We start from the raw sequence: 13,742 nt of genomic DNA on the forward strand, positions 1-13,742 counted from the left end.
TTTTAGAATGTAACATTTACTACAACAGAATAAGACTTTTGGGTAGGATAGGCATATCCTGTTTCAGCAGAAATTTCCGGGTCATAAAACTTGTTTACTTTAGAGAACGTAAGTACATTCGTTCCTGTTAAGGATACTTTCAGGGACGAAATTGACTTGCTATTTTTCAAAAAGTCTTTAAAGTCATACCCTACCTGTATTGTCTTAAGCCTTAAATAGGCTGCGTTGTGGTACCAGAAATCGGATGAAACCGTGTAGTTTTGACCGGCGTTCAGGTTCTGATAGGTCGATAAACGGGGGAAAAGGGCATCTTTGTTGTCCGGCCTCCATGAATCGAGTTGAAATGCATAGGTCAGGTACTCCGAATTCGTAGCTCTCATAAACTCGGACAACTGTTTATACCTAGTTCCTGTTCCCTGTAATAATCCAAACAGAAAGAAATTCTTGTACTCCAAATTAAAGTCGAACCCGTAAGAAAATGACGGGAAGGTGGGTTTTCCGATGCGCTGGAAGTCTTCACCGTCAATTTTTCCATCGCCGTTCAAATCCGCGAAAAACAGGTCTCCGGGTTTCAAGGCATTCGCGGTTTCGCGTCTTGGATTGTTGATGATCTCATCGATTGTCTGATACATCCCGTTTGTTTTGTAAGCACTACCGTAGTAGTTCTTCACATGTGTCACCCGTGAATTCGGATTCATTAAACTCGACAGGGATTCATCTTCTTTTTTCTCCCACAACTCATCATAGCTGGTGAGGTTGACTCCCAAGTCATACGTGAAATCCTGAATTTTGTCTTTCCAGCGGATGTTGGCTTCCAGCCCGGCTCTTCTGTGGGCGCTTTCACTTTTAACAAAAGGAAGACTTTTACCCAGCGGGGTTGTGTAGCGGTTCTGCGGTGCAATCAAGTATCCTTTTGTTCTGTAGTAATAATAATCAATAGATGCAAAAAGTCTGTCATCCAGGAAAGATAGGTCGGCGCCAACGTCAAACACCTGTCTCGTGTACCAGCTTAAGTCGTTGGATACGAGCGGCCCTTCCCGGAAGCCAGTGGTGAACTTTCCGTCAATGATTGTTGACTGTGCTTCCATGTCGTATACCGGCAGGTATCCGAACCTTACGCCGTCTTCCAGCCCTACAACACCATACGAAGCCCTGAACTTAAGGAAGTTTATCAAATTGTCTTCCCTGAGCTTATCCATGAATGATTCTTCCGAAACTACCCAGGCGAGTGCTCCTGAAGGGAAGAAACCGGTTCTCTTTCCCGAAGGAAAGTTGTCGGACTGGTCAACCCTGAAGTTTCCTTCAAACATATAACGTCTGTTCCAGTCGTATTTCACACGCCCAACATATCCCAAGCGCGCTCTCTCTTCAGCCGATCCTGAGTTTTTTTGAGTCGAAGCGTCCCCTGCAAACAGTTGGTCGAACTGGGATGACAGGTAACGTTCCCGTTGTGCCCAGAAGTTTTCACTGTAGGCCTTGAAGAAGCTGTATACACCCTGCAACTCAAAATTGTGCAAATCCACGGTTTTTTTGTACTGGACATTGACGTCAAACGAAGTGTCGGTTCCTCTTGAATTTGACATTCTGAGGTAGTTGCTCGTGTAAGGGACGGCTTGGCCATCGGGTTGATATTGAGGAGCTTTGGATTGAAATATTTTTTGGTTCCAATCTCCATAGCGTACATTACCCAACACGCCGAATCGTAATCCTTGTACAGTGGGAACATCCCAGTTGGCGTAAATTTGTGTGTTGAGGTATTTGTCATTTTCATTATTGTATCCGGCACGTTTGTCCAGGATTACCAGGGGGTGTATGGAAATTGACGTGTAGGTCCCGTCGGGATTGAACGCCGCATAGTTTGGCTTCACGTTTTGCAACTGCGACCACACACTGTAATCCCCCCAAACGGTCGGATTTCTTCTTTCTAATGCAGCATCAATATTAACGCCTACCTCCAGGCCAATTTCTTTGAAGGTAGTGGAGACATTACTGCGAAGGTTTAACCGGTCGTACTTGTTGTTGTGAGATTCTTTAAAAAGCGAGTTTTGTTTCAGGTAACCGATGGCAGTGTAAAAATTGATACCGTTGGAGCTGACTCCCGATAAGGAAAGGTTGTGCCTATTGCCAAATGCATATTTGTTCAAAGCCAATCCCATCCAATCCGTATTTGCTGTAATGCTTCCGTAAGGATCGGAGTTTTCCCGAATCTTCTTTATGTCTTCTTCAGTATAAGGCAGCGAAGTTCTTCCGTCGTACTCTGCAGCTTGGTTTACGGCTAACACATAATCCAGTGAGTTCAATTTTTCGGGAAGAACAACGGGTCTGCTGAAATCAAATCCACCGCTATACTGAATGGAAATTTTTTCTTGTTTTCCTCTTTTGGTCTGAACAAGCACAATCCCATCGCCAGCCCTTGACCCGTAAACGGCAGTTGCACTTGCGTCTTTCAAAATACTCAATTTTTCAATGTCCGATGAGTTGAGTGAGTTAAAGTCATTTTCGCTTCTAATAACGCCATCAATAACGTATAAAGGTGTTTTACCTCCGCGAATGGATAAACGCGGCTTAGAGCCGGGTGCGCCACCGCCCGCCTCAATTACCAACCCGGGGGTACGTCCCTGTAGGGCTGATGCAGTGTTCGTAAAGGGCAGATCTTCTATCTTATCTGTTTTTAACGAAGTTACGGCACCAACAGCCATACGGGTTGACGTTGTTCCGTATCCCACCACTACTACCTCATCCAGAAGTTCGGTGTCGGAGACCATTAAGACATTTATAGTCGAACGTCCATTCACCGCTACGGTTTGCGGTTTCATGCCTACGTAACTGAACACCAGTTTCCCGTTTGAAGGTACGTTATTCAGAACCTAGTTCCCGTCAATATCGGTAGTGGTACCGGTGGTAGCATTACCTTCCACGATAATAGTTGCTCCGATCACCTCAAGTCCGGTATCGTCTTTCACGTTACCGCTAATGGTAATGTTTTGAGCAAACATTCCTAAGGATATTGTCCACAGCATGGCGAACAACAGGCCTTTCCATTTAGTAATTGAATGTCTTTTTTTCATTCTGTTCTCATTTTAAAAATTAATACACATTTCATTAGTCTCATTTGGTTGATTCGATATCATTTAAGCAATCTGGTCGTTGTACATAGTATTTCCTGTCAGACAGTAAAGCGGATACATGTTAGTTGTATGTGTGCAATAGTTCAAAAAATAGCAACCTTACCCTATACGTGCAAGACTGTGAATCAAATCGTAATAGAATTTTTAATCAGAAAATTTTGGGTGTCATCCTGAACTGTACTGTGACGACGCAAAGATATATTGTTTTTTGGGATATATTAGCAAAAATAAATATGTTTTACAGCATAAATAATGCTGAATTTAATATATAACCCCTGTTTTAATTAAATATACGTAGTCAATGAATTTTTAAGTTAAAAATATTTACTAAATATCGGCTAATTCTTCACGGTCAATTACTTCCCTACTTTTCAAACACATTCTGTTCCTATTGAATTCCGTTAACGCGGCGAAAAATAATTTGCTTTCCGTTGTTGATTGATTTTTTAAAAAGAACGTTTTCAAATTATAAAAAAATGAAATGCTTTACCGGTGTCTTTTCCCAAAACAGTAAAATATTCTTAACTTTACAAAAACAGATCTTTTAACACAAATGACACACTATTTTTTTACCGTGATGCCCCTGTTCGTTGTTTTCTTTTGGTTGATTCTCTTTTTGCTGGATTTCCGAAGAAACGATACTGCAAAGCGATTTCTCACACTCTTTTTAGGAGTCGCTTTGGTAAATTATCTTGCACACTGGTTTTATTTCAACCACAACTATTCGGTTTATCGCTTGCTCGACAGCGTATGGGTGTTTACTTCCCTAGCGGTTTATCCGTTGTATTACTACTATATTCGTCTGTTGACCGAGGATTTGAAGCTTGACTGGAAGTGGGGATGGATATTGATCCCTGCAATTCTGCTCTCCTCCTTTTCCACTGTACTCTACCTGCTGATGAGTTCGGCTGAGCTTGATGTGTTCACACATGAGGTACTGTATCATAACCGGGAGTACAGGGTCGGTTACCCATTGCTTGTCCGTCTTCAAGTAATGAGGCTCGTCCTGTTCAAGGTGATTTTTGCCATGGAAGTTTTGCTGACCCTCTATTTCGGGCTTCGTCTGATCAGACTTTTCAACGAGAAAGTACACGCTTTCTATTCAAACGTGGAAAACAGGGAGATCTCCAAAATCAGGACGTTGTTGTTTTTTCTGGTTTTGACAGCCCTGATTTCTTTGGTATCCAATGTTGTGGGGAAGCATTTTTTTTCAGATCATCCCTCGCTTCTGGCCCTTCCCTCCCTTGCTCACTCGATGGCCCTTTTCGGTATCAGCTATGTGGGTTACCGGCAACATTTTTCTATCCGTGACCTGTGTCAGGATCAGCAGGAAGGGGAGTGCTGTTGTGGCGTTGAGTCGGAGAGTGAGGCAATGACCGGGATGGAATATGACCAGCTCCTATCGAAGCTGGAAACCCTTTTCGAGGAGGATCAGATCTTTAAAAACCCTGATCTGCGGTTGAACGATGTGGCCCAGGAGTTGGGAACCAACCGCACTTACCTGTCCAGGCTGATCCGCCACAGGCGGGACATGACCTTTTGCGATTTTGTGAACGATTACCGCGTTCGCTACGCCGAAGCAGTGCTCTCTTCACCGGAGCAGTTCCGCCTGACTATCGATGAGGTTGCTTTCAACTCCGGTTTTTCCGGGAGCAGCTCGTTCTACCGCGCTTTTGTCAAGAAGAACGGAATCCCACCCGGCAAATTCAGGAAACAGGTTTAGGGGTGCAAAAGCAACATTAATCGGCCGGGAGCTTATTTCCCCGAAAGGTGAAATACCTGAGTCCATAGTAGTCCGTGCTGTTTACCGGCATATCCCCGAAATTTCCGCTGCCAACAGTTCCATTAGCCGGAAGGATGCCGTAATAACCTCCGGGCTCGGGTGTGAAACGGAAGGTATGTTCATACAGCTCGAAATTATCATACACAACCCTGTTGTCCTCCCGTCGTGACATGCCCGATCCAATGTAACTTTGTCCGAAATCAACCTCCATGATCTTTTCTGTGGGTTTGAAGCCATACGGCATCCCGCTTTCCAAATAGCCGTATGGTACACCGCTGTATAGGATGGCTCCGATCTGCACCGGCTGCAACAGGTGGCGCATCACCTTGAACTTGCAATGAACCTGTGTGCTGTCGGCCGACAAGTTGACATCACTGGCATTGAGATCGCATAGGGGAGAGAAGTACCGCTCCCAGATGGGATCTCCTTCCAGCGTCAGCTCATCGGTCTCGTAGTTGAAGACACCTCCCAGCGTGGTGAGCGATCCCTTGATTTTGCTCTCGGTGTTGAGTGACATCTTCTGGGTCTGTTCAAAGACATCCCAGTAGTATCCCAACTTCATGCGTGCATCGGCACTGCAAAGCGCTTCCATCACGCCCCATACCTTGATGCCCGCATCTACCCTTACGCCTGCTGTGGTGTGCACGCTGCTCGACAGTTCTCCACCCGTGAAGGAGAGGCCATTCTCGCTGAACTTGGACGCCCGGGTGGTGCTGCGGGTTCTGAATCCCTCGTTGCTGTTGTAGGAGAATCCGAGATCCATCGCGGCACTGTAGCTCATACCTGCCCTGATCTCTACTTCTCCCCCCACACCGGCAACACCGTAAAAATGGATCACCGGTACAATGGTGAGCGGCGGCACGGGGATGGGGGCGAAATAGGCGGTTAGCAGGTGGAACGATTTGTCCACTGCATCGGCTTCCACCTGAACGGTCATATCGGCCGAAAGCTGGATGTCGGGCGATATGCTGGCATGGAAATAGTGCAGTTTCTTGTCGAAGATGCCCACCAGCAGCCGCATGCTGAGATCCATGCTGGCCGAAACCTCAATTTCGGAGTTGTCGCCAGGCTCCAGCGTAAAGCTCATGTTGCCGGAGGAATAGTTGTAGTTTTTTCTTCCACTGGCCCTTGTTGCAGGCATAGAAAGTTCAATTTGTGAACCGTTCCGGGTGAAGCTCACCGCTTCCCCGTCGGGCGTCTCCACCCGGCTGAGATAGGCCCCTAGTTCCAACTCAACACCACCCTCTTCGTTGAGGGAGCCATCCTCGTTCCAGATCGGTTCTCCCAGCGAGAGCTCCTCAAATACCTCGGTGATATCGTTCACCGGTTCAGCCACCACGGCGATGTATTCGCTTTCCGGGTTGCCCACCGAGACGATTCTGCCGATATATCCTTCCGGGAACAATTTGGAGGGAGTATTGAAAAGCAATACCTCACCCATCCTGGGCTCAAATTCTTTTTTCACCGTCATAAAGAGGGTATGGGTCTCGAACTTCACCTCACCAACCCACTTGTCGTAGCTCGCCAGTCGGGCATCCACGATGTAATCCATCCTGTCAGCATCGACCAGGGTAGCATCCTCCTGCAGTTTATATTCCGCCTCGTCCGATGCGGTGACTGTCTCGCCCACCGGGTAGACCCTGCTGCGTTCAATCTTTTTTCCAGATGTCGTACCGATCGTCTTTATCACTTCCCTGCCGTCATCCATCACGAATTTCACCTCAAACCCTTTGGTATAATCGCGGGGAGGGATAAAGAGATAGAAATGGTGTAGGGTGCCATCGAGCTCTAGCCCTTCACCACAGTCTACGGTAAGGATGAGTGCCGGGCCGCTGCCGCTCTCCGGGAAGCGTGCTTCCGGGAGATCCTCGTTCCAGGCCACCGTGAAAGAACCACTAACCGGTCTCCCCGAGAGATCCCGGAAATGTACCTTGCGCAGACGGTCACCCTCAGTACCGCTGTAACCCACCTTGAGCAGCGCAAAGAGGTTGCGGAAGCCGATGCCCGACGCACTGCCCTTGCCGGCCATGAAATTAGCAGGGGCATAGGGTTGCGACACCCGCTCCTTGAGGGTATAAGGCTGTGTGGCCGGGAAGGTGAGCGTCAACTCGCTGTTGTTGCCAATAGAAGTTCCCTCCCGATAGGGGTAATAGGCCGTCACCTCGCCCGTGGGCATGCTGCCGGTTGTCCTGAACCGGGCTTTTTTGCCGTTTTCCAGGATGTCATCCACTCCGGCAGTGAAGAGCAGGTTGCTACCCCCTCCCTTGCCGAAGACGCCGATCCGGTCGTTCACCTCCCAACGGACTTCTGCCTTGATGCCGGGTTGATCAATCACTGCGGTTCGGGTCGTTTCTTCACCGTCAATGATGGTAGCTGTCAATACGTTGTCGCCGGGAGCTGCTCCCTGTTCAAAAGGCTCGTTGGTACATCCCAGTAGTGCGAGGCCAATCACCAGCAGGGATGATTTTATCAGGTTGTTTGTTTTATCTGTTCTCTTCATGATGCGGTGCTGTTTGTGGTTAATCCCATCCCGTGGGGTCATTGTAATCGTAATCATCATTGTCGGAAGCCTCTTCCGCCTCTTCTTCGTATACCCATAGTTTTCGAGTCAGCGTGCTGGCATAGACAATGATCTCCTGCTCCGGTCTCATCTGGGTGCTGTTGTTGGGCGTTGAGGTGATGGTGAACTGCGTATCGTTGATCTTATTCACCTGCAACCACTCTCCAACATATCCCAGGGTGAACTCGGTCACGTTGGTCATCACCGTGACCACGATGGTGCCGCCGTATGAAGGGAGGGGTATGTTGGTGTTCCCATGAGAGGAGAAGAGGTCGAGCTCCGGCAAAGGATCCTGGTAAACCGTGATGGAGGCGAGCGAGTCGCCCTCATTCCCATAGAGGGTGACCAAGGCTTGTCGGGGAATGTTGCCCGTCCAACTTTCATCAACGGTGATGTTAATGCCTTCGTCCGAAATTTTTTCAAGTAGGCACCAGGACTGATCAGAACGATAGCTCCAGCCGGTTACGTTGGTTTCAATCCCAATTCCGTTATTACCCCCCTGATAATTCATGATCACCTTATCGACAACCGGCCTGATGTAAGCCTCCTCGGGCTCTACGGCTGCATCTTGCGTCACCTCGATGGTCACCTTTTTGGCGGTTCCCTCAGCTGCAACGATTAGGATTGCTTTCTCCGGAGGGGCGAAAGCCTTGTTTTCAGTTGCAGTTACCGTGAAGTTGGAGGCTCCCTTGTTGACCGTGCACCAGCTCTTGCTGGATGTGACGCTCCAGCTTTTGGCGTTCGTTACGACTGTGATCTCCTTGCTTCCTCCTTCAGCGGCGAAGTGGATGGGTGAGGTGGATACCTCCAGGGTGATTGTCTCGTTTTCCCCTCCACCGGGGATTTCACCCTTGCCGCAACCGGGCAAAAAAAATAAAATCAAGGCCGCGACAGATAGTGCGAGTGTTGATGTATGCATATTATCTTACAGGTATTGATGCTTCATTTATTCAACGGCTGGCGCCGTAGCGTGGCAGCAAAAATAGTGTTAACCGGCCGGAGTTTTTTCCCAAATAGACAAAAAAATCTTTTGTTTTCACAAAAAAATGGACAAAACCGACAAAAATAGGGGCAAAAAAACAAGGCCGACTCAGTTGAGCGGCCTTGTTAAACAATATAAAAACAGTGATCAATAATAGCCTAATTTACAAACGCGTGCCTGAATCCTTTTACATCATTCCAGTGCCCCCGCGTGAAGTCGGGAACCGCTACCGGGGCAGAGTTGTTTTCGAGCGATAAAGCCGTAAGAGGGGCTAGGCTGCACCATTCTGCCAGGTCGTATACGTCCATGTCCAGTGGAAGTCCGTTTTGCAGGCAGTAGACCAGGCGATAATCCATGATAAAGTCCATTCCTCCGTGTCCGCCTACTTTTTTGGCAGTCTCTTCGAGTTCGATGTGAATCGGATGTTTGTACTTATCCATCAGTACTTTTTTAACTTCATCCGACACATAAGAGTGAGCGGACAGGTTTTCGTGGTTGGGGACAGTGCCGGCTTCAACAGCATCGGCTTTAAGGGCATAACCTTCATTCGGATATTTATTCGCAAATCCGTTGGTCCCCTGTACCTGATACATACGGCTGTATGGACGAGGAGAGGCAACATCGTGTTGAATATGGATGGTTTTCCCGTTTTCGGTACGAATCATAGTCATGGTGTGTTGTCCGTTTTTGAAATCGGGTGCTTCCTCACCTCGCTTTTCTTTCAGGTAGGCGGGGATGCTTACCGGCTTGCTGTCCATAGCCACCAAGTAGTTCATTTTATCGCCTCGGTGGATGTCGAGAACCTGACAGGCAGGGCCCATTCCGTGCGTAGCGTAAATGTCTCCCCGGTGTGTTTTGTTATATTCCATGCGCCAGTCGTTTTCGTAAGAATCCCAAAAATCTTCCAGTTGATGGATATAAGCGCCTTCAGCGTAGAGGATGTCTCCAAGAACACCTTGTTGCGCCATGTTGAGTGTGGTCAGTTCAAAGAAATCATACACGCAGTTTTCGAGTTGCATGCAATGTTTCTGGGTACGTTCTGCCGTGTTGACAACGTCCCAGATTTCCTCCATGGTCATAGCAGCCGGTACTTCACAAGCTACGTGTTTCCCTTGCTCCATAGCGTAGATCATCATCTGAGCGTGACGTTTCCAGTCCGTAGCTATGTAAACCAGATCGATGTCGTCCCTTTGGCAAAGTTCTTTCCAGGCGTCCTCGCTTCCGCTGTACGCTGCGGCACGGGGCACCCCCGCTTTGTCGAGAATTTGTTGAGATTTTTCAACCCTGTCGGGATGAAGGTCGCACAGTGCGACAATTTTTGCTCCCGGTATATGGGTGAATCGTTGTACGGCACTCGGGCCACGCATTCCCAGCCCGATAAACCCTACACGGACGGTATCCATTTTGGGTGAGGTCAATCCCACTACATGCTTTTGTCCGGCAGGGCGAGCCGAAACGTTGGTTTCGATGGGTTGAAAAGTTTCTGCCGTTTTTCCTTTTTGCGAATCGGTGTTACAGGATGCAAAAAGAACGGCTGTGATGGTAAATAAATAAATCAGTTGCTTCATTATTTTAAATTATTTAATTAATTCAGGAGGTGTTCACAAGAAAATATGCCCGGAGTTGGGGCCGGTGTATAAAAAACACAAAAAAGTAAACCGTTTAGAAGACAAAAATAGTGTATTTTTGCCACTTTTTGATAATCCTTTAATATGTTGTATAACATATACTGTTTCAGCCCATAATTCTCCTTCTGTTTGTCCGTAAACCGTAAATGCAGATAACCGTGAAACAGATAAATGGCAAAACAAACGATGCGTTCACGGCGGGTAGCCAAGCTATGGTGCCCAAATCGATAATGGCTCCCTGCAGGGGAGGCATCAATGCACCGCCGACAATGGCCATAACCAGGCCAGCCGCTCCCAACGTTGAGTCGTCGCCCAACCCTTTGAGTGCGATCCCGTAAATGGTTGGGAACATCAGCGACATGAAAACGGAGGTGGCTACCAGGCAATACAAACCGGTCATCCCGCCGATGAAGATAACTCCCAGTGTTGTTGTCATAGCCCCTGCAGCAAACAGGGTCAACATCGATGAGGGCCTCAGGTATTTCATCAGGTAAGTGCTGATAAAGCGGCTCGTCAGGAACAGGGACATGGCGAGGATGTTCCATCGCTGACCCACAGCTTTGGGGATTCCGATGTTCTCGGCATACTGAATAATAAATGTCCAGCACATGATTTGTGCGGCTACGTAGAAGAATTGCGTGAGAACCCCCTCGCGGTAGTTGTGGTTCCGGAGTAATCTCCTGGCTGAATCTATGGCACGGATATTTTTCGCCTCTGCCGATTGGGTCCTGGGCATTTTAGTCAAAGCGATAATGACGAAGACCAGCAAAACGACCCCGCCGATGATCACATACGGATTGCGGATGATTTCCAGGTCGTGCGTCCGGATAACTGCCTTTTCAGCTTCACCCAGCGAATGGAAGATAAGGTTGCCTGCCGCATCGCGTTTCTCCGAGTCAAGGGACGTAAGCACGTAATTCGATGCTACAGTCATGCCTAACAATGAGCCCATCGGGTTAAACGATTGGGCAAAGTTCAGCCTGCGTGTAGAAGTAGCTTCATCACCCATCGAAATGATGTACGGATTGGCGGTTGTTTCCAAAAAAGCCAGTCCGAAAGTCAGGATATAGAGCGACAGCAGGAAAAACGTGAATTGTTCGAACTGAGCCGCGGGGATAAATAAAAATGCCCCAATGGCATACAGGGCCAATCCCAGAAGTATGCCTTTCTTGTAACTGAACCGCCTGACGAATAATGCTGCAGGGATGGCCATGGTGCCGTAGCCGCCGTAAAACGCAAATTGCACCAATGCCGCTTCCGAAACCGGAATCTCCATAATGGTTTGAAAAGCAGCCACCATGGGATTGGTGATGTCGTTGGCAAACCCCCACAGGGCAAATAAACTGGTGATAAGTATAAAGGGGACGAGGTATTTTTTCTCAATAACCGCCGGTTTGGAAGGTGACGTACTGTGTTTCATCTGACCACTCCTTTTTTTAAGATGATATTGGCATAAAGCGCCTCTTCGCCGGAAGCGATTACGGCAAAAGATGTTTTAGCCCTGTCGTAAAAAGCAAACCGTTCCAGGTAGCCGATAGAGAAGGGTTCGCCGGAAGCACTCAAAATCTCTTTGTATTCTTCCCATATATCCGGTTTATAATCGTCGCCGGGAGTTACTTCCATCAGAAAAACCGAATGTTCGGAATAGGTGTCTAAAGGAAAAAGCTCAAGAATGGCTTTCAGTAAGACAGCACCGGAGAGCCCGTCAGCCCTGATGACGTTGGTTGAAAGGCTGCAGCCCGGAAAATTGGCGTCACCAAGAACGATCTCATCGCCATGCCCCATCTCCATGAGGGCTTTTACCAGCTGAGGCGATAGCACTTTGGGTATTTTTTTGAGCATAGTTATTGCAAATCTTATTTGTAAATGGGGCCAAAGGTGGCGCAGGCGCGGTAGTCGGCACCTTCCTTATCCATTCCCAATGCATTCCATGCTGCGGGGCGGAATATCTCGTCTTCTTCCACGTTGTGCATACACACCGGAATGCGAAGAATGGAGGCCAGCGTGATCAGGTCCTGTCCGATGTGTCCGTAGCTGATGGCCCCGTGGTTTGCTCCCCAGTTGTTCATTACCGAGTAGACATCCTTGAAGGCCGGTTTGCTGGTCAGCCTGGGGACGAACCAGGTGGTGGGCCAGGTCTGATCGGTGCGTTCGTTGAGCGTTTTATGAATCTCCGGATCGATCTCTACGGTCCATCCTTCGGCTATTTGCAACACCGGACCGACACCTTTTACCAGGTTTAAGCGTGACATGGTAACGGGCATCCCGCCTTCCGAGAGGAAATTGGAAGAGTAGCCTCCGCCGCGGAAATAATCGCGGTTTGCTGGACACCAGCGCGTGGCCGCCAGACAGTCCTCTACCTCTTTTTCGTTGATTTCCCAGAACGGTTTCATGGCCGGTTTGCCCTCTTTCCGTTGTTTCCCGGTCGCGTCGAGCGTGGTGGCGCCGGAGTTGATGAGGTGAATGATTCCGTCTTTGGCTTTTCCGGTAAGCTCTTTTCCCGTAACCCGTTTCACTGCCGCAGGACTCCAGTACGTGCGTACATCGGAGAAGATCTGGGAAGTGTTGGTCAGAAGATGTCCAAACAACATGGCCACGCCGTTACAGGCATCGTTTTCGGTAGCTACCACATAGGCTTCACGAATTCCGTTCCAGTCAAAAGATGAACAGAGCAGGGCTTCGGAGAAGTCGCCGTTCGGTTTATAGTCGGTCCACTGGCGTTGTCCTTGAAAACCGGCGGCAATAGCGTTGTGTCCGATGGCCTCTTCTTTGAATCCCATCTCCCTGAGACTGGGGTTTCCGGTCATCAAGTCGCGGATGATAAGGGTCATCTTTACCACAAATTCCCAATCAGCATCTTTTTCGGCACGGTTCTTTACTTTTTCAGCCCGGTTGAGGTCTTCGGCTTCGTTCGGGACACAATATTTTCTTGTCCATGCCATTGCTTTGGCATACTCTTCCCGGTCGTAAATTCCTTCTTCCATGCGACGAAGAATTTCGATGGATTCCACTTGTTCGTTTCTCATCCCCAGGTATTCCTGGAAGAAATCGGGATTGACAATGGAACCGGCAATACCCATAGATACATTTCCTATCGATAGGTAGGATTTTCCGCGCATGGTGGCGACAGCCTGCGCTCCGCGGGCAAAGCGCAGCAGCTTTTCAGCCACGTCATCGGGAATGGAATTGTCGTCCAGGTCTTGCACGTCGCGCCCGTAAATACCAAAGGCAGGCAACCCTTTTTGGGCGTGAGCCGCCAGAACGGCTGCCAGGTACACCGCTCCCGGACGTTCAGTTCCGTTGAAACCCCATACTGCCTTGGGGTAATGCGGGTTCATGTCCATGGTTTCGGATCCGTAGCACCAGCACGATGTAACAGTTATGGTGGATCCTACGCCCTCACGTTCAAATTTTTCGGCACAGGCAGCACTTTCGCCCACCCGTCCAATAGTTGTGTCGGCGATTACACATTCAACGGGACTTCCATCACCGTTTTTTAAGGTTGAACTTATCAGGTTGGCAACGGCCTTTGCCAGGTTCATTGTTTTTTCCTCGAGGCTCTCTCTGACGCCTCCTTGTCTCCCGTCGATGGCGGGACGAATACCGATTTTTGGATAAGTTTTCATAGCGTTTTTATTTTTTTAATGATTAGTTTGTGCAA

7 protein-coding genes and 1 pseudogene are annotated in these 13,742 nt (G+C 48.5%); 1 reads left to right on the forward strand and 7 read right to left on the reverse strand.

The genetic code is table 11. The features are described from left to right. Positions 1–2: 2 nt before the first annotated feature. A pseudogene (locus tag KCV26_06870) lies at positions 3–3,068 on the reverse strand (TonB-dependent receptor). 613 nt (positions 3,069–3,681) lie between these two features. Between KCV26_06870 and KCV26_06875 the strand changes: the two are divergent. Continuing rightward, complete coding sequence (locus KCV26_06875; GenBank protein WZX38086.1) at positions 3,682–4,851, forward strand: helix-turn-helix transcriptional regulator; 1,170 nt, start codon at positions 3,682–3,684, stop codon at positions 4,849–4,851. A gap of 16 nt (positions 4,852–4,867) precedes the next feature. Here the strand turns inward: KCV26_06875 and KCV26_06880 are convergent, their stop codons facing one another. The 6 genes from KCV26_06880 to fucI form a co-directional block, all read right to left on the reverse strand. Continuing rightward, on the reverse strand, positions 4,868–7,411 hold the full coding sequence (locus KCV26_06880) for a hypothetical protein (protein WZX38087.1): 2,544 nt from the start codon (positions 7,409–7,411) through the stop codon (positions 4,868–4,870). A gap of 19 nt (positions 7,412–7,430) precedes the next feature. Further along, positions 7,431–8,390 carry a BACON domain-containing protein gene (locus tag KCV26_06885; protein WZX38088.1) on the reverse strand — a complete coding sequence of 320 codons (960 nt, stop codon included), beginning with the start codon at positions 8,388–8,390 and terminating at the stop codon, positions 7,431–7,433. Positions 8,391–8,611: 221 nt separating this feature from the next. Then, positions 8,612–10,021 carry a Gfo/Idh/MocA family oxidoreductase gene (locus KCV26_06890; protein ID WZX38089.1) on the reverse strand — a complete coding sequence of 470 codons (1,410 nt, stop codon included), beginning with the start codon at positions 10,019–10,021 and terminating at the stop codon, positions 8,612–8,614. Between the two features lie 166 nt (positions 10,022–10,187). Then, on the reverse strand, positions 10,188–11,501 hold the full coding sequence (gene fucP, locus KCV26_06895; GenBank protein ID WZX38090.1) for an L-fucose:H+ symporter permease: 1,314 nt from the start codon (positions 11,499–11,501) through the stop codon (positions 10,188–10,190). Further along, complete coding sequence (gene fucU / locus KCV26_06900) at positions 11,498–11,923, reverse strand: L-fucose mutarotase (protein ID WZX38091.1); 426 nt, start codon at positions 11,921–11,923, stop codon at positions 11,498–11,500. Before fucU ends, fucP begins: the two co-directional genes overlap by 4 nt. 14 nt (positions 11,924–11,937) lie before the next feature. After that, the gene (fucI, locus tag KCV26_06905; protein WZX38092.1) at positions 11,938–13,707 is read right to left on the reverse strand and encodes an L-fucose isomerase; all 1,770 of its coding nucleotides are present in this window, start codon (positions 13,705–13,707) and stop codon (positions 11,938–11,940) included. Positions 13,708–13,742 lie beyond the last annotated feature (35 nt).

It is taken from the genome of Petrimonas sulfuriphila (assembly GCA_038561985.1).
GTDB classification, from domain to species: Bacteria; Bacteroidota; Bacteroidia; order Bacteroidales; family Dysgonomonadaceae; genus Petrimonas; species Petrimonas sulfuriphila.